A 26337-nucleotide genomic window follows, 5' to 3' on the forward strand; every position below is an offset into this window, starting at 1 on the left:
CAGAACCTCACGACAAAAAAGAATTACTGAATGCTGTAGCCGCCGTCGATCACCATGTTGGCGCCGGTAATCATCTGTGCGGCATCGCTGAGCAGGTACAGCGCCAGCCCGGCGATTTCTTCGGGCTGGGCAAAACGGCCCGCCGGGATCTGCAGTTTGGCCCGCTCACCCACTTCACCGGCCCAGGCTTTCTTGCCCAGGGCAGTCTCGACGATGGTCGGGGAGATGGCGTTGACGTTGATCTGCGGCGCCCATTCCATGGCCAATACCTTGGTCATGCCGACGATCGCGGCCTTGCTGGCGCAATAGGCAGCGTGGCGGTCGAGGCCGATCACGGCAGCCTGGGAGGCGAGGTTGACGATACGCCCGGCGCCTTGGGCCAGCATGTGCCTGGCGCAGGCCTGGGCCACGAAAAAACTGGCTTTCAGGTTGATGTCCAGGGTGCTGTCCCAGGCGCTTTCGCTGACGTCGATGGCTTTGTCCAGCAGCGCGATGCCGGCGCTGTTGATCAAGTAGTCCAGGCGTTGGAAGTGGTCGAACACCTGGTCGATGGTGTGTTGCACCTGGCTGATCCGGCTGAGGTCGACGGCGATACCCAGATGTTCGGCACCCAGGCTTGCCGCGACATCCACGACCGCCGGATCACGGTCCAGCAGCGCCACGCGGGCGCCGCGTTCGGCCAGCAGGGTGGCGCAGGCCAGGCCGATCCCGGCGGCACCGCCGGTGATCACGGCGCAACGGCCGCTGAGGTCGAAGGCTTGGTTCCAGAATCCAGACATGCATGGCTCCTCTTGTGAGCGCTGTGACGATCCAATGTGGGCGGTGTTTCAGGCCAATAGCTATTTGCCGCCGCTGACTTGTTTGTACAGGGTGTCGGCGTTGGCGTCGGTCACCGGCACCCACGGCAGGATGTAGTTCTTGGCCGTGCCCTCAGCCCATTTCAGCTCTTTGGCATAGCGCTCCCAGATCACCGACTGGGGTTTGTAGTCCTTGCCGGCCAAGGCTCGCAGCGCCACATCCAGCGCACCTTGGGACTGGGCCTGGGCGTCCTGGAGGAAGGTGGTGACTTCGCCTTTCTTCGCCGCCTGGATCGCATCGGGCATGCCGTCGATCGAAGTCACTGGCACGTCTTTGGCGGTCAAGCCGTGGGACTTCAGCGCCTGCACGGCGCCCAGGGCCATGTCATCGTTCTGCGCGATCACACCGTTGATGCCTTTGGGGTGGGCGTTCAACCAGTCTTCGGTCAGTGCGAGGGCTTGGGCGCGGTCCCAGTTGGCGGTTTTTTTCTCGATGATCTTGATCTCGGGGTGTTGACCGAGCACTTCCAGCTCGCCTTTTTCCCGGTCGATTTGCGCCGATTGGCCAATCGGGCCCTGGATGATCACCACGTTGCCTTTGCCGTTGAGCTTGTCGACCATGGCCTGGGCTTGCAGGCGACCACCCTCCACGTCGTCGTTACCCACATAAGGGACGGCGGCATCGGCGACTTTGGTATTGGACGCGATGACCACTACGTCGTTGCTCATGGCTTGCTTGACGGTGCCGACGCCGGCCTTGGTGTCGATCGGCACGAACAGGATGGCGTCGTAGTGCTGGGTCACCATGTTTTCGATCTGGTTGTTCTGGGTCAGGGCGTCGTAGTTGCCGTCGAAAATGGTCAACTGCACGGTGCCGTCCTTGACGGCCGGGTGTTCCTTCAGCTCGCGCACCCAATTCTGCATGAACTGACCCTTGAGGCCGTAGACGGCCGCGCCGATCTTGTAGGACTTGCCTTCGGCGGCCAGGGTGATACTGCTGGCGAGCAGGGAGAGGGCCGCCACGGCGGCCAAGGTGGTACCAAGTTTCATGAGTAGAACTCCGGTTATTGTTGTGGGTCGTTCTCTAGGGTTTTTTCTTGCGCCACACGTCAATCAGTACTGCGAACACGATGATCAGGCCCTTGGCGACCTGCTGGTAATAGGAGGACACGCCGAGCAGGTTCAACCCGTTGTTGATCACGCCGATCAACAGCGCACCAAACAGCGTGCCGACAATGCTGCCGGTGCCGCCCGACAGGCTGGTACCGCCGATCACCACTGCGGCAATCGCGTCCAGCTCATAGGACACTCCGGCCTGGGGCAGGGCGGAAGTGGTGCGGGCCGACAGCACCACGCCGGCCAGCCCGGCAAGCAGGCCCGAAACCACGTACACCGAAAACATCACTTTGCGTACGCCAATGCCGGAAGTGCGTGCGCTCTTTTCGTTGCCGCCTACCGCGTACACATAACGGCCGTAGGTGGTGTAGCGCAGCACCATCCAGAAGATCAGCGCGACCACGGCAAAGATGATGATCGGCACACCTATCGGGCCGATCTTGCCGATGCCCAGGGCCAGGTAGGCGTCGGGCAGGTCGGTGATCGGGCTGCCGTCGTTGAGGATGAACGTCATGCCTCGCGCCACGCTGAGCATGCCCAAGGTTGCCACGAAGGGCGGGATCGACAGGTTGGCGACCATAAAGCCGTTCACCACACCGAGCATCGCCCCGGCAAACATCCCCGCGCTCACGGCGGCCAGCAGGCCGTAGCCCTGGGTGGCAACCATGGCGCTGCACAGCCCGGCGAAGGCCAGGATCGAGCCCACCGACAGGTCGATGCCCTTGGTCAGGATCACGTAGGTCATGCCTACGGCCAGGATGCCGTTGATGGAGGTCTGGCGCAGGATGTCCATCCAGTTGCGCCAGGTCATGAAGTATTCGCTGGAAAATGCCATCACCCCGCACAGCAGGATAAACACCAGCGGCAGGCCGAAGCGGTCGATGGAAAGGCGCAGGCGATTGCGCGGCGCGGCGGTAATCGGAGCAGCAAGGGTTTTGGCATTCATGAGGCAAGACTCAACAAGGCTTCCTGGGAAAGGGCGGTGTCAGTGCTGATGGTCACCAGCCTGCCGCCTTTGAATACGGCGATGCGATCACTCAGGTGCAGCAACTCGGGGGCTTCCGACGACACCACGATGGCCGCGCCGCCGGCCCTCACGAACTGGTCGAGCAGGTGGTAGATCTCCTGCTTGGCGCCTTCGTCGATACCGCGGGTCGGTTCATCGCACAGCAGGCACACCGGCTCGGTGGACAAGCATTTGGCGAGCACGACTTTCTGTTGGTTGCCGCCGCTCATGGAGGCCACCGGCAGGTCCAGTGACGTGGTCTTGATCTGCAGGCGCTTGACCATGTCGCGGGCCAGTTGGGTTTCCTTGCGCGCATTGATCAACGACCAGTTCGACAAGCGCTTGTAGGCCGACAGGGCAATGTTGGAAAGAATGCTGCCGGTCAGCACCAGGCCGCTGTCTTTACGGTCTTCGGTAACCAGGGATACGCCGGCATTGATCGTGGCCTTGGGCAGGCCGATCGGCATGGGCTTGCCGTGCAGGGTGACGCTGCCGGAATCCGGTGTGGTCAGGCCATAGATGCAGTTGAGGAATTCACTGCGCCCCGACCCCATCAGGCCATAGATACCGAGGATTTCCCCCTGGCGCAGTTGCAGGCTGATGTCGTGGAATTCGCCGGCGCGACTCAGGTTGTCCACTTGCAGGCAGGTACTGGCGGCGCATTCGCGGCCGACCTTGTGGTCGATGCGCGTCAGTTCCTGGCCGACGATGCCGCGCACCAGGTGGTTGCGATCGATATCCGCCATGCGCCCGCTTTCCACAAAGGCGCCATCGCGAAAGATGCTGTAGTCGTCGGCGATCTGCGCCAGCTCGCTCAGGCGGTGCGACACATACACGATACCGGCGCCCCGGGCGGTGAGGCGGCGGATCGCCTTGAACAGGGTTTCGGCCTCGCGCTCGCCGATGGCCGAGGTGGGTTCGTCCATGATCATCACCTGACAGTCATGGCTGAATGCCTTGGCGATTTCCACCAGTTGGATCTGCGCCACGCTCAGGCGGTGCATGGGCTGGGTCGCGTCGACGTCGAACTCCAGGCTTTCAAGCAGCTCGCGGGTGCGACGGTTGAGGGCCTTGCTGTCGACGATACAGCCGGCGCGGCGCGGTTCGCGGCCCAGCCAGATATTTTCGGCGACGGTCATGTAGGGGATGGGCTCCAGCTCCTGGGTGATCATCGCGATCCCCGCCGCCAAGGCTTCGCCTGGGCGGTTGAACTGCACCGGTGCGCCGTTGAGCAGAATGGTCCCGGCGTCACGTTGGGTGATGCCCATCAGGATACTCAGGAACGTCGATTTGCCTGCGCCATTGCCACCGCACAGGGCGTGGACGCTGCCGGCCCGCAGCGAGAGGCGCCCATCACGCAGGGCAGGCACCCCGGCATAAGCCTTGGCGACGTGTTCAGCCTGGAGCAGTAATGGCGTAGCCATCGGCGTGTCCTCGTGCTGTGAATTCTTATTAGGTCGCACAGTCATGTTCTGCTGTGATCATATGTGTATCAAATGAAATTCTGATCAGTCAATCTCTTTCATTAAAAAGCCATGATTCTGGTCATGAGTGGCAATATCGCCTTTTTAGACCGCTTTGACTGCCGGGTCAGTTAGAACTTGCTTGACAGGAAGGGGTGAATGCAAGCGAAATGACTGAGAGAAATTTCATTGAGTGATCATATGATCAGTCACAAGCATAAACACGGCAGCGGAGTCAGACGCCATGAACACACCTTTCCCGGTGGCTATCGGATGCGATGAAGCGGGTTTCGAGCTCAAGGAGCTGTTGAAGCGTCATATCGAGACGCTGGGTTATCCGGTCACCGACTTCGGCACTCATTCCACCGCGCCGGTGCTGTATCCGGATATCGCCCTGGCCGTGGCCAACGCCATTAATGCCGGTGAGCAACGCCTGGGTGTGCTGGTGTGCGGCACCGGTATCGGCATGGCCATTTCCGCGAACAAGGTATTGGGCATTCGTGCAGCCCAGGCTCACGATACCTACTCGGCGGAGCGTGCCCGCAAGAGCAACGATGCGCAGATACTGTCCATCGGTGCGCGAGTGATCGGTGCGGAGTTGGCCAAAAGCATCGTCAAGGCATTTCTGGAGTCGGAGTTCGAAGCGACGCGTTCCGGGGCCAAGGTCGAGCGCATCAATGCGATTGAGCGCGATGGGCATCAGTAGTGGACTAAACGGGGCAAGAGTCGGGAGAATGCGCCTTTGACGCCGAAACGGAAGCCCGTCCCCATGAGTGACAGTACCCAGCGCATTGCCAGCGATATCGATCAGATGACCGAAGTGGCGATGCTCTATTACCTTGAGAACGTCACTCAGGAAGCCATCGCCAAGCGCTTCGACCTGTCGCGGGCCAAGGTCAGCCGCCTGCTCAAGCGTGCGCGGGATGAAGGTATTGTCGAGGTGCGCGTCTTGCAGCATCCGGCGATGAACAACGAACTGGAGCGGGCGTTGGTGGAACGCTTCAAGTTGGATCGTGCGTTGATCGCGGTCGACCATAGCGACCCCGACACCCAGCGCTCGGCAGTCGCCAGCCTGGTGGCCAACTACCTGAACAAAACGTTGAGCGATGGCATGATCGTCGCCGTAGGCATGGGGCGCAATGTCGGCGCAGTGGCCGATAACGTCTTCCTGCCGGTGACGCGCAACTGCACATTTGTGTGTGCTATCGGTGGTTCGCTCAAGGCCGGCGAATACATGAACCCTGACCATATCTGCCGGCGCCTGGCGCTGCGCTTTGGTGGCGAAAGCGAAAGTCTGTATGCCCCTGCCTTAGTGGCCAACCCGGAATTGCGGGGCGTACTGATCAACAACGACACCGTGCGTTCCACACTCGACCGCGCCCGGCGCGCTGACATCGCGTTGATCGGCATTGGCGATATGAGCGAAAACAGCAATATGGTGCGCATGGGCTGGTTCTCGCCCCAGGAGATTGCCCAGGCGCGGTTGTCCGGTACGGTCGGGGACATGATGGGCTATGACTTCATCGACATTCATGGCCAGCCGGCGGTCAACGCCATTCAAGGGCGGGTGATCGGCTTGACGGTACAGGAACTGGTCCGCATTCCGGATGTGGTAGCGATTGCCAGCGAAAACACCAAGGCGGCGGCGACGCTGGGTGCGTTGCGCTCGGGGGTGATCAACACGCTGGCAACGACGGTCACCAACGCTCACACCATCCTGGCGCTGGATGATGCCACCCGTAAAGGCTGACTCAGCCGAGATCGGAATGAGGGTGGGGCGGTGCGACGATTCGGCTGGCTCCCGTGGGCGGTGAGTCTGTCGGTAGATAGGCTGACTGACAGGCCGTCATCGGGAGCAAGCCCCCTCCCACAGGGTGGTGGGGCGGCGTTGAGGACAGGTTTTGTAATAGTTTTGCGTTGTAGGAAATTTATGTTCAGGCTGTACGATTCAAGTCCTTTTATGATTTCAGGACCTGCATGAACACCCTCTCGGAGCCTCCCAGTCGTCTTTCCCCAAGACAACCATTGCCGCTGTTCCAGCTGAAACCCTACCGTATTGCGCCTGCTAACCTTGTCCCGGTCCATCGACCGCGCATTGCCGTGCCCGGCATTCTGAAAAATTCTAAAGAGGTTCTATAAATGGAGTGGTTAGCGGACCCCACGGCCTGGCTCGGCCTGTTGACGTTGATTGTGCTGGAACTGGTGCTGGGTATCGACAACCTGGTGTTTATCGCGATCCTGGCCGACAAGTTGCCGCCGGAACAACGCGACCGTGCGCGGTTGATCGGTTTGTCCCTGGCGTTGCTGATGCGCCTGGGCCTGCTGGCAAGTATTTCCTGGTTGGTGACCCTCACCCAGCCGCTGTTCGAGGTGTTCGACAAGAGCTTCTCCGGCCGTGACCTGATCATGCTGTTTGGTGGTGTGTTCCTGTTGTTCAAGGCCACCATGGAACTGCACGAGCGGCTGGAAGGTCATGTGGCCCAGCGTACGGGCAATGTCGCCTATGCGATGTTCTGGCCGATCGTGGCGCAGATTGTGGTGCTCGACGCGGTGTTCTCCCTGGATGCGGTGATTACCGCTGTAGGCATGGTCGATGAGCTGGCCGTGATGATGATCGCGGTGATCGTATCCATCGGCCTGATGATTGTGGCGAGCAAGCCGCTGACCCGTTTCGTCAACGCGCACCCGACGGTGATCATGTTGTGCCTGGGCTTTTTGATGATGATTGGCTTTGCCCTGACCGCCGAAGGCTTGGGCTTCCATATTCCGAAGGGCTACCTGTATGCGGCGATCGGTTTCTCGATCCTGATCGAACTGTTCAACCAGATTGCCCGTGCCCGTCGCAAGAAGTCGGCGCAAGGTACGCTGCCGGTTCGCCAGCGTACCGCGCATGCGGTCATGCGCTTGTTGGGTGGCCGCAGCCTGGCGGTGGAAGGCATGGATGACGACGTGGCTGACTTGCTGGGCGAGCCCGACGCCAGCCAGGGGCCATTATTTGATCGACGCGAGCGCGTGATGATCAGCGGTGTGCTGCAACTGGCCGAGCGGCCGATCCGCACCTTGATGACGCCCAGGGCCAAGGTCGACTGTATCGACCTGGCGGACGATCCCGAGACGATTCGCCTGAAGCTGATGCATTCGTCCTACTCGCGTTTGCCGTTGATCCGCCACGGTGCGGTGGATGAACCGCTGGGCTTTGTGCACAAAAAGGAGCTGCTCAAGGAGTACCTGGCCGGTCACGAGCCTGACCTTGAGCGCCTGGCGCGCCGTGCGATCAACCTGCTGGAGAGTTTTTCGATCCTCAACGCCCTGGAGCAGATGCGCCAGGAATCCACCCACATTGCCTTCGTGATCAACGAGTTCGGCGATTTCATGGGCGTGTTGAGCATGACCGACATTCTGGAATCCATTGCCGGTGAATTGCCCGATGCCAGCGAAATCGAGGGGCCGGATATCGTCGAGGAAGGCAACGGCTTCCGCGCCAACGGCGCATTGACCCTGAGCCAGGTCAGTCAGCGCACCGGCTTCAATGCCGTGGCCACCGAGGATTACCAGACCCTGGCCGGCCTGGTGATGAGCCTGCTCGACCGCCTGCCGGTGGTGGGCGACAGCCTGGAACATGCAGGCTGGCGCCTGGCGGTGGCGGCGGTGGAGGAGCGGCGGGTCACGCAGGTGCGCCTGATACCCCTGGCTGGGCATAGCGGCTGAATATCGCTTCGATGGTTTGCTCCTGGGTTTCCCAGGGGCCAAACCCCTTGAAGACTTCCTTGAGTTTGCCATCCACATGAGTGACCAGGGTCGGGGTGCCTGTCACCGGCTCAAGCCGCGGGGTGGTTGCCGTATCAAGCACCAGGCTCTTCACCCTGTGTTCATAGGCTTTGGCGACGGGCTCGAAAAGCTGCACGGCACGCACGCACGCTGGGCAGGTCGCTGAAACAAACAGCAGGAACACCGTCTCGTACGCGGCCAGTATCGAGTGATAGTCCTCATTGCTGTTAATGACCTCTTTAGCGATTCCCATGATGATGTCCCTGTCGACGGATGGTTTTCGGACCAACGCTAAGCCCAGGGATTTCCCGCGTCTACTGTCAACCTTCACAGGTACCTGCACCTCACGCGTCGCGGTCGCGCTCCAGTCGCTCGCGTTCCTTGCGCGCCTGGCTCGCACATTTGCGGTATTCCTCATTGTCCCGAGAGGCCTTGGCCTTGCGATAGCCGTGGTGGTTCTGGCTGGTGTAGTTGGTGTCGAAGGCTTCCTTGAGTTTTTGCAGTTCTTGCGTGCATTCGTGGCGGTCGCTGGCGGCTGAAACGCTGCCGGCGGCCAGAAAGCTGAGCAGAACCAGAATAAGGCTGAGCTTCATCAGTGAGGTCCTTGTGGGGCGCGAATCTGCCAAGGCTAGTCCAGCGCAGGCGTTTTTGCACCGGTGTGGGCGCACTCGAAGGGGGCGCGGTAACACGCTTGTGACGCACTTTGCTGGAGCAATCACTGGGTGGTGGGGCATTGGGTAGCAAGGTGGCCTTGGGTGCTGGCGCAACGCCTTCTACGGCTATTTGAATTAGCGCCCTGATTTATAACGCATTTATCCCGATCATATTTTTCTGCTAACGCGTGTGGCACACTTTCTGCTGTCTATTCCGTTGTTACAAACCAAGTTCCGGTATAGCGGAATACACAATCCCTGGAGTGCTTGTCATGCATCACCGACCTTCCGTGTTTAAAGCGTGTGTTTTTCTCTTCGCCGCATCGGCTTCCCTCGCAAGCCTGGTGCAGGCGGCGGACAGCAAGCTCGATGATGTGCTCAAGCGTGGGCATCTGATCGTGGGTACAGGCAGTACCAATGCGCCGTGGCACTTCCAGGGAGCGGATGGCAAGTTGCAAGGGTTTGATATCGACATCGGCCGCATCGTGGCCAAGGGATTGTTCAACGACCCGAGCAAGGTGGAGTTTGTGGTGCAGTCCTCCGACGCCCGTATTCCCAACCTGCTGACCGACAAGGTCGACATGAGTTGCCAGTTCATCACCGTTACCGCCAGCCGTGCGCAGCAGGTTGCCTTTACCTTGCCGTACTACCGCGAAGGGGTGGGCCTGCTGTTGCCGAACAACAGCAAGTACAAAGAGATCGAAGACCTGCAGGCCGCCGGCGACGGCGTCACCGTGGCCGTGCTGCAAAACGTGTATGCCGAAGAGTTGGTGCACCAGGCACTGCCCAAGGCCAAGGTCGATCAGTACGACAGCGTCGACCTGATGTACCAGGCCGTGAACTCCGGTCGCGCCGATGCCGCCGCCACCGACCAGTCTTCGGTCAAGTACCTGATGGTGCAGAACCCTGGTCGCTATCGCAGCCCGGCCTATGCCTGGAGCCCGCAAACCTATGCGTGTGCCGTCAAGCGTGGCGACCAGGACTGGCTGAACTTCGTCAACACCGCGCTGCATGAAGCCATGACCGGCGTGGAGTTCCCGACCTACAAAGCCTCGTTCAAGCAATGGTTCGGCGTAGATCTGCCGGAGCCTGCGATTGGTTTCCCGGTTGAATTCAAGTGATGTGTAAACCGCGGGCGCCGCACATGGCGCCCCGTTTCAGGTACTGCCGACCATGAACTATCAGTTGAACTTTGCCGCCGTGTGGCGCGACTTCCCCAGCTTGCTGGCAGGGCTTGGCCTCGGCCTTGAGCTGGCGTTGCTGTCGATCGCCATCGGCTGCGTGATCGGCCTGATGATGGCGTTTGCCATGCTGTCCAGGCACCGTGCGTTGCGCCTCTTCGCCTCGGTGTATGTGACGGTGATCCGCAACACGCCGATCCTCGTGCTGATCCTGTTGATCTATTTTGCATTGCCCAGCCTGGGCATCCGTCTGGACAAGATCCCGTCGTTCATCATCACCTTGTCGTTGTACGCCGGTGCCTATCTGACTGAAGTGTTCCGCGCCGGGCTGTTGAACATTCCCAAGGGCTTGCGTGAAGCCGGCCTGGCCATCGGCTTGGGTGAGTGGCGCATCCGTGCCTACATCACGGTGCCGGTGATGCTGCGCAACGTGCTGCCGGCGCTGTCGAACAATTTCATTTCGCTGTTCAAGGACACCTCGCTGGCCGCCGCCATCGCGGTGCCCGAACTGACTTACTACGCCCGCAAGATCAACGTCGAGAGCTACCGGGTCATCGAAACCTGGCTGGTCACGACGGCGCTCTATGTGGCCGCCTGTTACCTGATTGCCATGCTGCTCCGTTACCTGGAACAGCGTCTGGCGATCCGTCGTTAAGGAGGGTTTCCATGTACGAATCTCCCAGCTGGTTGCATGAGTTGTGGGTCGCCCGGGACACCCTTTGGGCGGGGTTTGAAACCAGCGTGTATTGCTCGGCGCTGGCGATTGTTTTCGGCACGCTGATCGGCATCGTCGCCGGGTTGATCCTGACGTACGGCAAGTTCTGGATGCGTGCGCCGTTTCGTCTGTATGTCGACCTGATCCGCGGTACGCCGGTGTTCGTGCTGGTGCTGGCGTGTTTCTACATGCTGCCGGCCCTCGGCTGGCACATCAGCGCATTCCAGGCCGGCGCGGTCGGGCTGACGTTATTCTGTGGTTCCCACGTCTCGGAAATCGTGCGCGGCGCACTGCAAGCCATTCCGCGTGGGCAACTGGAGGCGGGCAAGGCCATCGGCCTGACGTTCTACCAGTCCCTGGGTTACGTGCTATTGCCCCAGGCGCTGCGCCAGATCCTGCCGACCTGGGTCAATTCCTCCACGGAAATCGTCAAGGCCTCGACCTTGCTCTCGGTGATCGGCGTGGCCGAGTTGCTGCTCAGTACCCAGCAGGTGATCGCACGCACCTTCATGACCCTGGAGTTCTACCTGTTCGCGGGTTTTCTGTTCTTTGTCATCAACTACGCCATCGAGCTGTTCGGGCGTTACCTTGAAAAGCGGGTGGCCTTGCCATGAATCAACCTCAAACCCAGCAACCGCTGCTGAACATCAGTGGCCTGCGTAAACAATACGGTCAGGTGGAAGTGCTCAAGGGCGTCGACCTGTCCATGCAACGCGGTAACGTGGTGACGTTGATCGGCTCCAGCGGCTCGGGCAAGACCACGCTGTTGCGCTGCGTCAACCTGCTCGAAGAGTTCCAGGGCGGGCAGATCACCCTGGACGGCGAGTCCATCGGCTACAGCGAAGTTGCCGGCAAGCGTGTGCGCCACCCCGAGCGCGTGATCGCCCAGCATCGGGCGATGACCGGCATGGCGTTCCAGCAATTCAACCTGTTCCCGCACCTGACGGCGCTGCAGAACGTCACCCTTGGCCTGCTCAAGGTCAAGAAGATGAACAAGGATGAAGCCGTGGCCCTGGCCGAAAAATGGCTGGACCGCGTCGGCCTGCTGGAGCGGCGTAACCACTTCCCCGGGCAATTGTCGGGCGGCCAGCAACAGCGCGTGGCGATTGCCCGCGCCATTGCCATGAACCCCAGCCTGATGTTGTTCGATGAAGTCACCTCGGCCCTCGACCCGGAATTGGTTGGTGAGGTGCTCAGTGTGATCAAGGGCTTGGCGGAAGAGGGCATGACCATGCTGCTGGTCACCCACGAAATGCGCTTCGCCTATGAAGTGTCTGACAAGATCGTATTCATGAACCAGGGGCGCATTGAGGAACAAGGTTCGTCGAAGGATATCTTCGAACGCCCGCAATCGCCGCGCCTGGCTGAATTTTTGAAGAACATTCGTTTTTAATCAGGAGTTATTTTATGAGCATTACTCGTTACGGCACCGGCAGCACCGCCGGCGGCGGCCAGCCACGTCCTTTTGCGCGTGCGGTGGAAGCGGACGGTTGGCTCTACGTCTCGGGCCAGGTGCCGGCGGTGGACGGTGAAATCATCACCGGCGGCATCGTCGAGCAGACCCGGCAGACCCTGCGCAATGTGGTGGCGATCCTCGAAGAGGCCGGTTACGAACTCAAGGACGTGGTCCGCGTTGGCGTGTGGCTGGAAGACCCACGGGACTTCTGGAGTTTCAACAAGGTCTTCGGCGAATACTTCACCCCGGAACACGCTCCGGCGCGGGCCTGCGTACAGGCCAGCATGATGGTCGATTGCAAGGTCGAGATCGATTGCGTGGCCTACAAGAAAAAAGGCTAAATGCCCCGACTCTAAATGATTGTTCCCACGCTCTGCGTGGGAACGCCGCCTCGGACGCTCTGCGTTCGCTTCTGTGACGCAGAGCGTCACGGTATGCGTTCCCACGCGGAGCGTGGGAACGATCAATAACTCGGACCGATTACCGTTATGACCGAAGACACCATCAAACGCCGCGCCAAAGGCCTGGACCGTGCATTCGATATCCTCGATTTTCTCAAGGAAGTCGGCCAGCCCCTGCGCCCGAATGATATTGCCAACGGCATCGGCAGCCCCAAGTCCACGGTCTACGAGCTGGTCGCCTCCTTGCTCGAGCGGCGCATCCTGGAAACCGTGGGCAAGGACGGCCATGTCTACCTGGGCCGCCAGCTGTATTTTCTCGGCCAGGCGCACTTGCGCCATTTCGACCTGACCCGCGAGGCTGACCATGCCTTGCAGGAAATCGTCAGCCAGACCCGCGAAACCGCGCAGATGTGCCTGCTCAATGGGCGCAAATACACTGTGGCGCTGATGCGCGAAGGCGAGCGGCATTTCCGCATTTCGTCGGACATCGGTGAAAACGCGCCGATCCCATGGACCGCGTCCGGGCGCCTGTTGCTGGGGCACTTGAGCGACCAGCAGATCATCGACTTGATCGACCCCGACGACTTTATCCTGCCGGACGGCCAGCGCTTGCCGCTGGAGACGTTCCTGGCGCAAATCCGTCAGGCCACCCTCGACGGGTTCTTTTCCTTCGACAGTGTGGCCGACACCTTTACCCATTGCTTTGCCGCCCCGGTCAGGGACGCGCAGGGCGTCAGCATCGCGACGCTGTGCATCGTCGCACCGCGTGCGGATGCCATCACCCATTACCACGACTATCGCCGGGTGCTGATCGAAAGCGCCAACAACCTGGCCCGTCGCATCAACGAATAGGAGCATGTCATGTCTGCCTTCAATGCTGTCGAAAAGGGCGCCGCCGCAGTGGGAGCCCACCTGGTCCGTGATGTCAGCCTGCCGGCGCTGGTGCTGCATCGCGACGCCCTGGCACACAACATCCGCTGGATGCAGGCGTTTGTCAGCAACAGCGGCGCCGAGCTCGCGCCCCATGGCAAGACCAGCATGATGCCCGCGCTGTTTCAGCGCCAGATCGCGGCAGGCGCTTGGGGCATCACCCTGGCCAACGCCGTGCAAACCCGTGCGGCCTATGCCGGTGGTGTGCGCCGTGTATTGATGGCCAACCAGCTGGTGGGCGCACCGAACATGGCGCTGATCGCCGACCTGCTGGCCGATCAGGATTTCGACTTTCACTGCATGGTCGACCACCCGGACAATGTCGCCGACCTGGGCCTGTTCTTCGCCGCCCGTGGCCTGCGCCTGAACGTGATGATCGAGTACGGCGTGGTCGGAGGCCGTTGCGGTTGCCGCAGCGAGCAGCAAGTGCGTGACCTGGCCAAGGCGATCAAGGCGCAGCCGGCGCTCGCGCTGACCGGCATCGAAGGATATGAAGGCGTGATCCACGGCGAGCATGCCGTCAGCGGCATTCGCGAGTTCGCCGCCAGCCTGGTGCGTTTGGCGGTGGAGCTGCAAGACAGCGGCGCTTTCGACCTGCCCAAGCCGATCATCACGGCATCGGGCTCGGCCTGGTATGACCTGATCGCCGAGTCTTTCGAAACCCAGAACGCCGCCGGCCGTTTCCTCAGCGTATTGCGGCCGGGCAGCTATGTGGCCCACGACCATGGCATCTACAAAGAGGCGCAGTGCTGCGTGCTCGACCGCCGCAGCGACCTCGACGAAGGCTTGCGCCCGGCCCTGGAAGTCTGGGCGCATGTGCAGTCGCTGCCTGAACCGGGCTTTGCGGTGATCGCGCTGGGCAAGCGCGATGTAGCCTACGACGCCGGTCTGCCGGTGCCGCTCAAGCGCTACAAGGCCGGTATTGTGCCGGCGCAAGGTGATGATGTGAGCGCGTGCAAGGTCACGGCGGTGATGGACCAGCATGCGTTCATGACCGTGGCGCCGGGGGTCGAACTGCGCATCGGCGATATCCTTTCGTTCGGTACTTCGCACCCGTGCCTGACCTTCGACAAGTGGCAAGTCGGCTGTCTGGTGGATGAGCAGTTGCAGGTGATCGAGTCCCTGGAAACCTGCTTCTGAACCGAGTCGCTCCTTTCGCGAGCACGCCCGCCCCACCGTTGAAATGCATTCCAAATGTGGGAGCGGGCTTGCTCGCGATGATGCCATCAGCCACACCCGAGACCATCGCTATGAGCACCCATCCGCACATCGCCCTGATCGGCGAATGCATGATCGAATTGCAACACCGCGCCGACGGCAGCCTGCACCAGAGCTTCGGCGGTGACACCTTGAACACCGCGGTGTACCTGCGCCGTGAGCTGGGCGAAAGCGGCAGTGTCGACTACGTCACCGCGCTGGGCGATGACAGTTTCAGCGATGCCATGTGTGCCCAGTGGACACAAGAAGGCGTGGGCCTGGGCATGGTCCAGCGCTTGCCTGGGCGCTTGCCGGGGTTGTACTGCATCCAGACCGACGCCAACGGCGAGCGCAAATTTCTCTATTGGCGCAACGAGGCCGCCGTGCGTGATTGTTTCACCACGCCTGCGGCCGAACCGGTCCTCGCGGCCTTGCCGGGTTACGACGTGGTGTATTTCAGTGGCATCACCCTGGCGGTACTGGGTGAGGTCGGGCGTCAGCGCTTGCTGCAGGCCCTGATCGAAACCCGTCGACGCGGCGGCAAGGTGGTGTTCGATAACAACTACCGCCCCCGGCTGTGGGCCACTGTCGAGGCGGCGCGCGCGGCGTATCACCAGGTCATGGCCGAGGTGGATATCGCCTTGCTGACCGAGGATGACGAACGTGCATTGTTTGGCTATGCCGACAGTGAGCAGGTGTTCGCAGCGTATCCGAGGTTGGCCGAGGTGGTGCTCAAGCGTGGGGCGGATGCGTGTCTGATCCGTTGTGATGGCGAGCGTTTTGCGGTGCCGGCCTTGAAGGTGGAGAGGGTGGTGGACACCACGGCAGCGGGGGATTCGTTCAGTGCGGCGTATCTGGCTTGTCGGCTGAAGGGCCGCTCGCCTGAGCAGGCGGCTTTGGCTGGGCATCGATTGGCTAGCCGGGTGATCCAGGTGCCAGGGGCATTGATTCCCAGGTGAATGGCCGCCTCTGGCGGATCGGGAGCAAGCCCCCTCCCACAGTTGTGGGAGGGGCGGTGCGACGGTTCGACTTGCTCCCGATAGCGGTTTGAAGTCGAACACTCAGTCGCGGTAGAACACCTGTACCAGGTGGTACCCGAACTTGCTCTTGATCGGCCCGTGAACCACCTTCACCGGTTTCTTGAAGATCACCGCATCGATCGCCCCGACCATCTGCCCTGGCCGTACTTCGCCCAAGTCGCCGCCGCGCTTGCCCGAGGGGCAGGTGGAGTACTTTTTGGCCAACACATCAAACGCTTCGCCTTTGGCGATGCGTTGCTTGAGCTGTTCGGCTTCTTCACTGGTTTTCACCAGGATGTGACGGGCTAGGGCTTTCATCTTGTTACCTTGCAACGGTCAAACGTCAGGGCGCGCGATTATGCCTGAACTCAGGCGTCAACGCCGATCATGCTGCGGATTTTCGTGGCCAGTAACTCGATGGAAAAGGGTTTGGCGACCATGTCCATGCCGTCTTCCAGAAAGCCTTGGCGCTCGGCGGCTTTTTCGGCGTAGCCGGTCATGAACAAGACCCGCAGGCCCGGGCGGTGCTGGCGGGCGATTTCCGCCAGTTGCCGGCCGTTCAGGCCCGGCAGGCCGACGTCGGTCACCAGCAGGTCGACACGCAGGTCCGATTCCAGCAACGGCAGCGCCGTGCGTGCATCGCCAGCCTGGTGCGCGGTGTAGCCCAGTTCACCGAGCACGTTGACCACCAGCATCCGCACGGCAGGGTCGTCCTCGACCACCACGACGGACTCACCAGCCAATGCCAGCGGGGCTTCGCTCAAGTTCGCGGGCTGGCGGCTTTCCAGTGCGGTGCCATGCAGGCGCGGCAGGTACAGGCGCACGCAGGTGCCCTGGCCCGGTTCGCTGTGAATGGTCACATGGCCGCCGGACTGCTGGGCAAAGCCGTAGATCATCGACAGCCCCAGGCCCGTACCCTGGCCGATGGGCTTGGTGGTGAAGAACGGGTCGAAGGCTTTGGCGAGGATTTTCGGCGCCATGCCGGTGCCGTTATCGCATACGCCGAGCATCACGTAATCGCCGGCCTTGACCGGTTCCAGGGTGGTGATATCAGTGCCGTCCAGGTAGCTGTTGGCGGTTTCGATCAGCAATTCGCCGCCGTCGGGCATGGCGTCGCGCGCGTTGATCACCAGGTTGAGCAGGGCGTTTTCCAGTTGGCTGGCGTCGGTGTTGACCGGCCAGATGTCCTTGCCCAACTGCACCTTGAGCGTGATATGCGCGCCTTTGGTACGGCGGAACAGATCTTCCAGGGAGGCCACCAACTGGTTGGGATCGATCGGCCGACGGTCCAGCGACTGGCGCCGTGAAAACGCCAGTAGCCGGTGGGTGAGGGCGGCCGCGCGGTGGGCGGAGGACACCGCCGCGTCGGTGAAACGGCCGATTTCGTCGCTGCGCCCGGCGGCGATATAACGCTGCATCAGGTCCAGGCTGCCAATGATGCCGGTGAGCATATTGTTGAAGTCGTGGGCGATGCCGCCGGTGAGCTGGCCCACCGCCTCCATCTTCTGCGCATGGCGCAGTGCGTCTTCGGCGCGCTCGCGCTCGAACATTTCGTTTTGCAGGCGCTGGTTGGCCTCGGCCAGCGCCTGGGTGCGCTGGGCCACGCGTTCTTCAAGGTTTTCGTTGAGGTGACGCAAGGCTTCTTCAGTGAGGATGCGTTCGGTCTCGTCGATCACAAAGATGTAGAAGCCATTGACCGAACCGTCATTGCTGAAACGCGGCAGGTACTTCATCAAGGCGTGGCGCGCCCGGCCGTCGCGATGCGGGGTGATGGTCAGGAAACTGCAGGCCTTGCCCTTGAGGGCGGCGGCGATCTTGTCGGCGCGCCCGGCATACACCTCGTCGCCGAGCACTTCACGGATGCTCTTACCGTACAGCTCCTGGGGCGTCAGGCCGTACCAGTCGAGGTAGGCGCTGTTGTTCAGGCGAAAGCGCTCTTCGTGGTCGACGTAGCCGATCAGCACCGGCATGGCGTTGATGATCAGCTGCAATTCGGTCTGGCTTTGACGCAAGGCCTGCTCGGTGTGCTTGCGTTCGGTCAGGTCCAGTGCGGCACCGAGGAAACGTGCCGGGCGACCCTGCGGGTCCTTGTAGCAGCGGCCGCGGGCAAACACCCAGCGCAACTGGCCGTCGGCTTGCAGCAAGCGGTACTCCTCGGCGTATTCGGTGCCGAAGGTGATGCAGTGCTTGATGCTGCGCGCCACCATGCCACGGTCTTCGGGGTGCACGCCTTGCAGGTACGCGCTGATCGGCAACAGGTCGGCGTCTTGCGGGTCGACGCCGTGCAGGTAGGCGAAATGGGCGTCGGCGATAAAGCGGTCTTCGCTGATATCCCAATCCCAGGTGCCTACCGCGTCGGTCGCGGCCAAGGCCAGTTGCAGGCGTTGTTCGGTGTTGTGCTGGGCCTTGAGGCTGTCTTCGGAGCGTTGCTGCAGTTCGAGGGTTTTGCTGCGGCGTTCGTTGGTTTCAATCGCGGTGACCAGGATGCCGGCGACCGTGCCGTGCTCATTGCGTACCGGGCTGTAGGTCAGGTCGAGCCAGATCTCGGTGTCGCGGTGGTTACGCTGCAAGACGAAGCGCTGTTCGCTGAAGGTGCGTACCTGCCCGCCGAGGACCGCGTCATAGATCGGCGCAGCGAAACTCTCAAGCTCCGGCCAGGTTTCATGTGCCGGTCGGCCCAAGGCATCGGGGTGCTTGTTGCCGGCGAGCCGGGCGAACCCATCATTGTAGAGTTGGGTCAGTTGGCTGCCCCACAACAGCAGCATCGGCATCGGTGAGTGGACGACGATATCGACGGCGGTGCGCAGGCTTTGCGGCCAGTTAGCCGCATCACCGAGAGGGCTTTGCGCCCAGTCCAGCCGCGCGATCAAGACTGCTGCTTCGCTGTCGGTGGATGTTCCATTCATGAAAAAAACCCTACGCTTGACGCTTTGAAATACGACAAAAGCCGATTATCCCGTGAGAGGGGAACGGCTGACTACCCCACGAAAAATAGCATGCATTGGGCGTTTGTCTTCAAATCAGTGCGTCAAGCTGAAACCTTTCCGCTTCATGTCGCCAGTTCAGGGCGGTCGCGAAACTGCGCCAGGGCCTGCGGGTTGGCCAGGGCGTCGGTGTTTTTCACCGGCTCGCCGTGAACCACATTGCGCACCGCCAATTCGACGATCTTGCCGCTGATGGTGCGCGGGATATCGGAGACGGCGAGAATCCTCGCCGGCACGTGGCGCGGTGTGGTGTTGGCGCGGATTACCTGGCGGATCTGCTGTTGCAGGGCGTCGTCGAGCTCGATACCGTCATTGAGGCGTACGAACAGCACCACACGCACATCGTCTTGCCAGCGTTGGCCGATGGCCAGGCTTTCCAGCACTTGCGGGATTTTTTCCACCTGGCGATAGATCTCTGCGGTGCCGATCCGTACGCCGCCGGGGTTGAGCACGGCGTCCGAGCGCCCGTGGATCAGCAGGCCGCCATGGGGGCGCTGCTCGGCGTAGTCGCCCTGAGCCCACACCCCGGGAAACTGACTGAAATACGAGGCGCGCAGTTTCTGCTGGTCCGGATCGTTCCATAAGCCGATCGGCATCGCCGGAAAATGCCGGGTGCACACCAGCTCGCCTTTCTCGCCGATCAACGGCCGGCCGTGTTCATCCCACACTTCGATGGCCATCGCCAGGCTCTTGCACTGCATTTCGCCGCGCCGCACCGGCAGCACCGGGTTGCCGATCACAAAACAGGAGACGATGTCGGTACCGCCCGACATCGACGCCAGGCACAGCTCGGGTTTGATCTCGCGGTACACATAGTCGTAACTGTGGGGCGACAGCGGCGAACCGGTTGAAATCAGGCCCTTGAGGCTGTGCAGATCATGGCTCAGGCGCGGTTGCAGCCCGGCTTTTTCCAGGGTGGCGAGGAATTTCGGGCTGGTGCCGAACACGCTGATGTGTTCCGCATCGATCAGGTCGATCAATCGCTCGGGCCCAGGGTGGAATGGCGAGCCGTCATATAGCACTGCGGTTGCGCCAAGGGCCAACACCGACACCAGCCAGTTCCACATCATCCAGCCGCAGGTGGTGTAGTAGAACAGGCAATCATCCCTGGACAGGTCGGCATGCAGGCCGTGCTCCTTGAGATGGGTGAGCAGCACGCCGCCGGTGCCGTGGATGATGCATTTGGGCACGCCGGTGGTGCCGCTGGAATAGAGGATGTACAGCGGGTGATCGAACGGCACGGCCACAAACTCGGGCTCGCCGCCAGGTTGATAGAAGTCGTGCCACAGCGTGACCCTGGCTCGGCTGCGGTAGTCGTCGACCCGCGCCTGAGGTCGTGCGTACGGCACGATGATCAGCTGTTCGAGGGACGGCAGGCGTTCGAGGATTTCATTGAGCTTGGCGCTCTGGTCGATGTCTTTACCGGCATAGCGGTAACCGGCGCAGGTGATCAACACTTTGGGCTCGATCTGGCCGAAGCGGTCGATCACGCCCTGGGTGCCGAAGTCCGGCGACGAACACGACCAGATCGCGCCGAGGCTGGTGGTGGCCAGCATGCCCACCAGGGTTTGCCAGGTGTTGGGCATGCACGCGGCGACGCGGTCGCCCTGGGTCACGCCGGCGTCGCGCAGGCTGCGCTGCAAGCCGGCGACATGCTGGGCGAGTTCGGCGTAGGTCAAGGCTTCGCGGTGGCCATCCTCACTGATGGCGACCACGGCCGGGTGCTCATCTCGGCGGCGCAGCAGGTGTTCGGCGAAGTTCAGCGTGGCGCCGGGAAACCACTGGGCGCTGGGCATCTCGGCCTCTTCGATCAGCGTCGCAATGGGCGGGCTGCGAAACGCAACGTCGAAATAGCTGACGATGGCCTGCCAGAAATCCGGGCGCTGGTCGATGCTCCACTGGTGCAGGGCGGGGTAATCGTCGAGCTGCACGCTGTAGCGTTGGTTGATGTAGCGGCGGAACTGGTCCATGCGCGTGTTGGCGATGCGTTCCGGGGAGGGTTGCCAGAGGATGTCGGACATAGGCGAATCTCTTGTTCGTCAACGACGATCAAATAGGGGGGCGGGCTGCCTCACCCCTATTTGAATCTTCAGTGCCTGGATTACTGCGCCAGCCAGCCGCCGTCAATATTCCAGGCGGCGCCGCGCACCTGGGCACCGGCTTCGCTGCACAGGAACAGCACCAACTCGCCCAGCTGCGGTGGGGTGACAAATTCCAGCGACGGTTGTTTCTCGGCCAGCAGGTCATGCTGCGCCTGCTGCGGATCGACACCCGCGGCGGCACGATCGTCAATCTGCTTCTGCACCAGCGGTGTCAGCACCCAGCCTGGGCAGATAGCGTTGCAGGTGACGTTGCTGGTGGCCGTCTCCAGGCCCACGACTTTGGTCAGGCCGATGACGCCGTGTTTGGCCGCCACATAGGCCGCCTTGCCCACCGAGCCGACCTGGCCGTGCACCGACGCGATGTTGACGATGCGCCCCCAGCCCTTGGCCTTCATTCCCGGCAAGCTCAGGCGTGTGCTGTGGAACACCGAGGACAGGTTGATTGCGATGATCGAGTCCCAGCGCTCCACCGGGAAATCTTCTACCGCCGCCACATGCTGGATACCGGCGTTGTTGACCAGGATATCGACGCCGCCGAACTCACGCTCGGCATAGGCGATCATGTCGGCGATCTGCGCCGGGTCGCTGACGTCGGCCGGGTGGTGGCCGACCTTGCCGCCGAACGCCTGTACCTGGGCGATCACCGCGCTGGCATCGCCGAAGCCGTTGAGGATCAGGTTGGCGCCGGCCTTGGCCAGGCTCAGTGCGATGCCCAGGCCGATGCCGCTGGTGGAGCCGGTAACCAGGGCGGTCTTGCCATTCAAAGTCGTCATGAAAACCTCACACAATGCCGGTGGCGTAGAAAGTACCAATCACCACGAAGACCGCGAGGGTCTTGATGAGGGTGATGCCGAAAATGTCCTTGTAGGCTTCGCGGTGGGTCAGCCCGGTGACCGCCAGCAGCGTGATCACCGCGCCGTTGTGGGGCAGGGTGTCCATGCCGCCGCTGGCCATGGCCGCGACCCGGTGCAGCACTTCAAGCGGAATATTGGCCGCGTGGGCCGCCGAAATAAAGCTCTCGGACATCGCCGCCAGGGCGATGCTCATGCCGCCGGAGGCGGAACCGGTGATACCGGCCAGCAGGGTCACGGTAATCGCCTCGTTGACCAGTGGGTTGGGGATACCCTTGAGCCAGTCCGCCAGCACCAGGAAGCCCGGCAGCGAGGCAATCACCGCGCCGAAGCCGTATTCCGACGCGGTGTTCATCGCCGCCAGCAAGGCGCCGCTGACCGCACTTTTGCTGCCGTCGGCAAGCTTGCTCTTGATCGCCGACCAGCCGAATGCCAGCACCATCAGGATGCCCACCAACAGTGCCGCCTGCACCGCCCAGATCGCGGTGAGCTTGGCGATCTCGGTGGTCACCGGCGCGCTCATGCCCGGCAGGCTGAGGCTGTGGGTCTTGCCGTACCACTGTGGAATCCAGTGGGTGAACAACAGGTTCATCACGCCCACCAGAATCAATGGCGACAGGGCGATCCAAGGGTTGGGCAGCCTCAGGTTTTCGGCGGTTTCCGGTTCGTTGCGCAACTCGGTGCCATAACCCTCGGCGGCGCGTTGTGCCTTGTTGCGCTGGCGTGTCAGGTAGAGCATGCCGGCGCAGAACACGAAAATCGTGCCGATCAGCCCCAGCCACGGCGCCGCCCACGCCGTGGTGTTGAAAAAGGTGCTGGGGATGATGTTCTGGATCTGCGGTGTGCCGGGCAGGGCGTCCATGGTGAACGAGAACGCGCCGAGGGCGATGGTCGCCGGAATCAGGCGCTTGGGGATATTGCTCTGGCGGAACATCTCGGCGGCGAACGGGTACACCGCGAACACCACCACGAATAGCGACACGCCGCCGTAGGTGAGCAGGGCGCAGACCAGCACGATCACCAGCATCGCCTGGCGGGTGCCGAGCAGGCGGATCGCTGCGGCAACAATCGAACGCGAAAAGCCCGACAGCTCGATCAGCTTGCCGAACACCGCACCGAGCAGGAATACCGGGAAATACAGTTTGATGAAGCCGACCATTTTCTCCATGAACACCCCGGTAAAGGCAGGGGCGACGGCGGAGGGGTCGGTGAGCAGTACCGCGCCGAGGGCGGCGATGGGCGCAAACAGGATAACGCTATAGCCACGGTAGGCAGCCAGCATCAGCAGCGCCAGGGCTGCCAGGGCAATGATCACACTCATGGTGTGTCTCCAGATTGTTATTTTTGTGGGGTGGTGCTTTGGAGAAGATCTATAGCTAGATGCATGCCAAATAGATTAACTTATTGATATATATAGAAATATTTTGATTTATAAGCAGTATTTAGAATATTTGTCTCTTAATTGAGACAAGTGTAGATCCAATGTGGGAGGGGGCTTGCTCCCGATAGCGGTGTTTCAGTCGGTACTTGTGCCAGCAGGAATGCAGCTATCGGGAGCAAGCCCCCTCCCACAGAAGGATGTCTCTACTTTGAGATTTGTATCTCTTTATTGAGATTGGATGATGCCCAGCGCCACCATCTTCTTGTACAGCGTCGACCGCCCAAGCCCCAGGCGCCTGGCCGCCTCCACCACATTGCCGTCACAGGCTTGCAGTGCGCCCGTGATCACCTGCCGATCAAAGCGTTCCCGTGCAGCGCTGAACGACTCACCCTCGATCGCCCGCAGCGTACTGCGCTCCACCGGGCTGAACGTACCGATCGCCGCTCGAATGTCTGCGGCATTCAACACCAGGTCATCACTCAACAACGCCGCACGCTCCAGCACATTGCGCAGCTCGCGAATATTCCCCGGCCACGCATGTTGCGCCAGCAGCCCCAGAGCCTCGGGGGCGAGTTCGTGGCGGCTGAGCAGTTCTTCAAGAATCGCCTCGCTCAGCGCCGGGATGTCCTCCAGGCGCTCACGCAAGGGCGGCACCTGGATCGGCAGCACGTTGAGCCGGTAATACAAGTCCGCACGGAACTCACCGCGCTTGATCGCCGCTTCCAGGTCCATGGAGGTGGCGGCGATCACGCGCACATCGCTGTGCAGCATCTCGTTGGAGCCGACCGGTTCATATTCCTTTTCCTGCAGCACCCGCAGCAGTTTGCTTTGCAGCGGCAGCGGCATATCGCCAATTTCATCGAGAAACAGCGTGCCGCCCTGGGCGATTTGCAGTTTGCCGGGGCGCCCCTTGCGGTCGGCGCCGGTAAACGCGCCGGGGGCGGTGCCGAAGAATTCGGCCTCCAGCAGGTCTGCGGGGATGGCCGCGCTGTTGATACTGACAAAGGCTTTGCTCGCCCGATTCGAAGCGCCATGAATCGCCTGGGCGAGCAGCTCCTTGCCGGTGCCGGTTTCGCCAAGCAGCAATACCGGTGACTCGGCACTCGCACTGCGGCGTGCCCGGCGTTTGACTTCCAGGCTGGCAGTGCTGGTGCCGATAAAGTGGGCAAAGTTGTACTTGCTCTGACGCTTGCGCAGCAGCGAGCGGGTCGACGCCAGCTCCTGTTGCATGCTCAGGTAACGTTCGATCATCGGCGACAGGTTGCGCAGTTCATCAAACAGCGCAAAGCCAATCGCCCCGATCACTGCCCCGGCTTCGTCATGGATCGGCAGGCGCATCACCACCAGCGGGCCTTTGGGCGTGTCCTGGATATCCAGCAGAATCGGCCTGTCGGTGCGCACCACTTGGCGCAGCAGACTGTTGGAAATGACCTTCTCACAGGGCTGGCCGATGGCTTCGTCAGCGCTGTTGAGCCCGAAGCGCTTGGCGTAGCGCTCGTTCATCCAGACGATATTCGCGTCGCGGTCGACAATCACCGTGCCTTCACTGGACTGCTCGATGATCTCGAACAGCGACTGGATCGCCTGGCCGCGAACCTGTTGGTAGTCCTTGAGGCTGGTACTCATGCGTGCAGAATCCTGTAGGCGCGAGCTTGCTCGCGAAAAACGTCAACGATAACGCAGCGCTGCCCGATACCCCGTGTCGCCTATCTGTGCTTCGCGAGCAAGCTCGCTCCTACAAGGGGATGTGCGCCGCTGCCAGCAGCTCTTTGGTGTACGGGTGTTGCGGTGCATCGAACACGTCGTGGCTCGCGCCGCGCTCCACCACTTTGCCGTCCTTGATCACAATCATGTCATGGGCCATGGCGCGTACCACGGCCAGGTCATGGCTGATAAACAGGTAGGTCAGGCCGTACTTTTCCTGCAACTCACGCAGCAACGCTACCACCTGTTTCTGCACTGTCCGGTCGAGTGCCGAAGTGGGTTCGTCGAGCAGCATCAGTGCAGGCTTGAGCACCAATGCGCGGGCGATGGCGATGCGTTGACGCTGGCCGCCGGAAAACTCATGGGGGTAACGATGCCGGCTCTCTGGGTCGAGGCCCACATCCTTGAGCACCTGGATCACCTGGGCGTCGCGATCTTCCAGGCTGCACGGCGCATGCACTTCCAGGCCTTCGCTGATGATCTGCTGCACCGACATGCGCGGGCTGAGGCTGCCATAGGGGTCCTGGAACACCACCTGCATCTGCTTGCGCCACGGGCGCATCTGCTGAGGGTTCAGCGGGTCGAGGGCCGCGCCCTGGAAGCGGATGCTGCCGGTGGACTCCAGCAGACGCAGGATCGCCTGGCCCAGGGTGGATTTGCCCGAGCCGGATTCGCCGACAATCCCCAGGGTCTTGCCGCGCTGTACGCTGAGGCTGATGCCATCCACTGCGCGCAGGTAGGTCTTGCGTCGAAACAGACCGCCGCCGAGCGGGAATTGCACGCTCAGGTCGTCCACCTGCAACACCGTTTCGCGTTCATCACGGCACAGCACGTCACCGCTCGGCTCGGCGTCCAGCAGCAGGCGGCTGTAAGGGTGCTGCGGTGCGTTGAACAAGGTCTGGCAGTCCGCCTGCTCGACAATGTCCCCGGCGCGCATCACGCACACGCGTTGAGCAATGCTGCGGACCAAGTTGAGGTCGTGACTGATCAATAGCAGCGACATGCCCAGGCGTTCCTGCAGGGACTTGAGCAGCAGCAGGATCTTGCGTTGTACGGTGACGTCCAGCGCGGTGGTCGGTTCGTCGGCGATCAACAGTTCCGGCTCGCACGCCAGGGCCATGGCGATCATCACCCGCTGGCGCTGGCCACCGGAGAGTTGGTGCGGGTAAGCCTTGAGCCGCTTCTGGGGTTTCTGGATGCCCACCAGGTCGAGCAATTGAAGGATGCGCGCCTGTGCTGCTTTGCCGCCCAGGCCCTTGTGCAGCAGCAAGGTTTCGCCGATCTGTTTTTCGATGCTGTGCAGCGGGTTGAGGGACGTCATCGGCTCCTGGAAGATCATTGCAATCCGGTTGCCACGCAGCTTTTGCAGGGTGGCTGGCGACGCCCCGATCAACTCCTGGCCACGGTACTTCACCGAGCCTGTGGTGCGCGTACCGGCTTCGGGCAGCAGTTGCAGGATCGAATGCGCCGTCACCGACTTGCCCGAGCCCGATTCACCCACCAGCGCCAGGCATTCGCCAGGACGGATATCCAGGCTCAGGTTGCGCACCACGGTCTGGCCGCTGAAAGCGACGCTGAGGTCGCGGATTTCGATCAGGTTCATACGGCGTCAC

At 61.6% G+C, this 26337-nt stretch carries 24 protein-coding genes; 11 read left to right on the top strand and 13 right to left on the bottom strand.

Annotation, left to right across the window (positions count from 1 at the left end):
* Positions 1-23 precede the first annotated feature (23 nt).
* From ACQRBV_RS19840 to ACQRBV_RS19855, 4 genes are read right to left on the bottom strand one after another with little or no spacing between them, the layout of a single operon-like run.
* Complete coding sequence (locus tag ACQRBV_RS19840) at positions 24-779, bottom strand: SDR family oxidoreductase (RefSeq protein ID WP_411984292.1); 756 nt, start codon at positions 777-779, stop codon at positions 24-26.
* Positions 780-839: 60 nt separating this feature from the next.
* A complete protein-coding gene (locus ACQRBV_RS19845) occupies positions 840-1847 on the bottom strand; it encodes a substrate-binding domain-containing protein (RefSeq protein WP_411984291.1) in 1008 nt (335 codons plus the stop codon).
* Between the two features lie 34 nt (positions 1848-1881).
* Positions 1882-2859 (bottom strand): ABC transporter permease, encoded by a 978-nt coding sequence (locus ACQRBV_RS19850; protein WP_090370553.1) that lies wholly within the window; start codon positions 2857-2859, stop codon positions 1882-1884.
* Positions 2856-4343: a sugar ABC transporter ATP-binding protein gene (locus ACQRBV_RS19855; protein WP_161549788.1), complete on the bottom strand. Its 1488-nt coding sequence runs from the start codon at positions 4341-4343 to the stop codon at positions 2856-2858. Before ACQRBV_RS19855 ends, ACQRBV_RS19850 begins: the two co-directional genes overlap by 4 nt.
* 283 nt (positions 4344-4626) lie before the next feature.
* On the opposite strand from ACQRBV_RS19855, the gene rpiB reads away from it, so the two are divergent.
* The 3 genes from rpiB to ACQRBV_RS19870 all read left to right on the top strand — a co-directional run bounded on the left by rpiB (position 4627) and on the right by ACQRBV_RS19870 (position 8090).
* Positions 4627-5088: a ribose 5-phosphate isomerase B gene (rpiB, locus tag ACQRBV_RS19860; RefSeq protein ID WP_161549789.1), complete on the top strand. Its 462-nt coding sequence runs from the start codon at positions 4627-4629 to the stop codon at positions 5086-5088.
* A gap of 63 nt (positions 5089-5151) precedes the next feature.
* Positions 5152-6132: a sugar-binding transcriptional regulator gene (locus ACQRBV_RS19865; protein ID WP_060752556.1), complete on the top strand. Its 981-nt coding sequence runs from the start codon at positions 5152-5154 to the stop codon at positions 6130-6132.
* A 389-nt stretch (positions 6133-6521) separates the two neighbouring features.
* Positions 6522-8090: a TerC family protein gene (locus ACQRBV_RS19870; protein ID WP_411984290.1), complete on the top strand. Its 1569-nt coding sequence runs from the start codon at positions 6522-6524 to the stop codon at positions 8088-8090.
* Here ACQRBV_RS19870 and ACQRBV_RS19875 read toward each other — a convergent pair.
* Together ACQRBV_RS19875 and ACQRBV_RS19880 are read right to left on the bottom strand one after the other, a co-directional pair.
* Positions 8047-8403 (bottom strand): thioredoxin family protein, encoded by a 357-nt coding sequence (locus ACQRBV_RS19875; protein ID WP_411984289.1) that lies wholly within the window; start codon positions 8401-8403, stop codon positions 8047-8049. The genes ACQRBV_RS19870 and ACQRBV_RS19875 overlap by 44 nt on opposite strands.
* A 91-nt stretch (positions 8404-8494) precedes the next feature.
* A complete protein-coding gene (locus tag ACQRBV_RS19880; protein ID WP_060752558.1) occupies positions 8495-8743 on the bottom strand; it encodes a hypothetical protein in 249 nt (82 codons plus the stop codon).
* Between the two features lie 332 nt (positions 8744-9075).
* On the opposite strand from ACQRBV_RS19880, the gene ACQRBV_RS19885 reads away from it, so the two are divergent.
* The 8 genes from ACQRBV_RS19885 (at position 9076) to ACQRBV_RS19920 (ending at position 15642) form a co-directional block, all read left to right on the top strand.
* Positions 9076-9924, top strand: coding sequence for a transporter substrate-binding domain-containing protein (locus ACQRBV_RS19885; protein WP_060752559.1), 849 nt, complete (start codon positions 9076-9078; stop codon positions 9922-9924).
* 52 nt (positions 9925-9976) lie between these two features.
* Complete coding sequence (locus ACQRBV_RS19890) at positions 9977-10639, top strand: amino acid ABC transporter permease (RefSeq protein ID WP_060752560.1); 663 nt, start codon at positions 9977-9979, stop codon at positions 10637-10639.
* Between the two features lie 11 nt (positions 10640-10650).
* A complete protein-coding gene (locus ACQRBV_RS19895) occupies positions 10651-11313 on the top strand; it encodes an amino acid ABC transporter permease (protein ID WP_060752561.1) in 663 nt (220 codons plus the stop codon).
* Positions 11310-12092, top strand: coding sequence for an amino acid ABC transporter ATP-binding protein (locus ACQRBV_RS19900; RefSeq protein ID WP_161549792.1), 783 nt, complete (start codon positions 11310-11312; stop codon positions 12090-12092). Before ACQRBV_RS19895 ends, ACQRBV_RS19900 begins: the two co-directional genes overlap by 4 nt.
* 14 nt (positions 12093-12106) lie before the next feature.
* Positions 12107-12496, top strand: coding sequence for a RidA family protein (locus tag ACQRBV_RS19905; RefSeq protein ID WP_060752563.1), 390 nt, complete (start codon positions 12107-12109; stop codon positions 12494-12496).
* A 147-nt stretch (positions 12497-12643) separates the two neighbouring features.
* The gene (locus tag ACQRBV_RS19910) at positions 12644-13408 is read left to right on the top strand and encodes an IclR family transcriptional regulator (RefSeq protein ID WP_060752564.1); all 765 of its coding nucleotides are present in this window, start codon (positions 12644-12646) and stop codon (positions 13406-13408) included.
* 9 nt (positions 13409-13417) lie between these two features.
* A complete protein-coding gene (locus ACQRBV_RS19915) occupies positions 13418-14626 on the top strand; it encodes an amino acid deaminase (RefSeq protein WP_411984288.1) in 1209 nt (402 codons plus the stop codon).
* A 110-nt stretch (positions 14627-14736) separates the two neighbouring features.
* Positions 14737-15642, top strand: coding sequence for a sugar kinase (locus ACQRBV_RS19920; RefSeq protein ID WP_411984287.1), 906 nt, complete (start codon positions 14737-14739; stop codon positions 15640-15642).
* Between the two features lie 102 nt (positions 15643-15744).
* On the opposite strand, the gene ACQRBV_RS19925 is transcribed toward ACQRBV_RS19920, so the two are convergent.
* The 7 genes from ACQRBV_RS19925 to ACQRBV_RS19955 form a co-directional block, all read right to left on the bottom strand.
* Positions 15745-16020 (bottom strand): peptidylprolyl isomerase, encoded by a 276-nt coding sequence (locus ACQRBV_RS19925; RefSeq protein WP_060752567.1) that lies wholly within the window; start codon positions 16018-16020, stop codon positions 15745-15747.
* Between the two features lie 50 nt (positions 16021-16070).
* Positions 16071-18608, bottom strand: a complete 2538-nt coding sequence (locus ACQRBV_RS19930) for a PAS domain-containing protein (RefSeq protein ID WP_060752568.1) — start codon at positions 18606-18608, stop codon at positions 16071-16073.
* A gap of 143 nt (positions 18609-18751) precedes the next feature.
* The gene (locus tag ACQRBV_RS19935; RefSeq protein ID WP_090370570.1) at positions 18752-20707 is read right to left on the bottom strand and encodes an acetoacetate--CoA ligase; all 1956 of its coding nucleotides are present in this window, start codon (positions 20705-20707) and stop codon (positions 18752-18754) included.
* A gap of 80 nt (positions 20708-20787) precedes the next feature.
* A complete protein-coding gene (locus ACQRBV_RS19940) occupies positions 20788-21561 on the bottom strand; it encodes a 3-hydroxybutyrate dehydrogenase (RefSeq protein WP_060752570.1) in 774 nt (257 codons plus the stop codon).
* A 7-nt stretch (positions 21562-21568) separates the two neighbouring features.
* Complete coding sequence (locus ACQRBV_RS19945) at positions 21569-22960, bottom strand: GntP family permease (protein WP_060752571.1); 1392 nt, start codon at positions 22958-22960, stop codon at positions 21569-21571.
* A 285-nt stretch (positions 22961-23245) separates the two neighbouring features.
* Positions 23246-24646: a sigma-54 interaction domain-containing protein gene (locus tag ACQRBV_RS19950; protein WP_244383324.1), complete on the bottom strand. Its 1401-nt coding sequence runs from the start codon at positions 24644-24646 to the stop codon at positions 23246-23248.
* Between the two features lie 109 nt (positions 24647-24755).
* Positions 24756-26327 carry an ABC transporter ATP-binding protein gene (locus tag ACQRBV_RS19955; RefSeq protein WP_411984286.1) on the bottom strand — a complete coding sequence of 524 codons (1572 nt, stop codon included), beginning with the start codon at positions 26325-26327 and terminating at the stop codon, positions 24756-24758.
* Positions 26328-26337: the final 10 nt, after the last annotated feature.

Origin of the sequence: Pseudomonas sp. R11F, from assembly GCF_050312575.1 — a bacterium.
Classification (GTDB): domain Bacteria; phylum Pseudomonadota; class Gammaproteobacteria; order Pseudomonadales; family Pseudomonadaceae; genus Aquipseudomonas; species Aquipseudomonas palleroniana.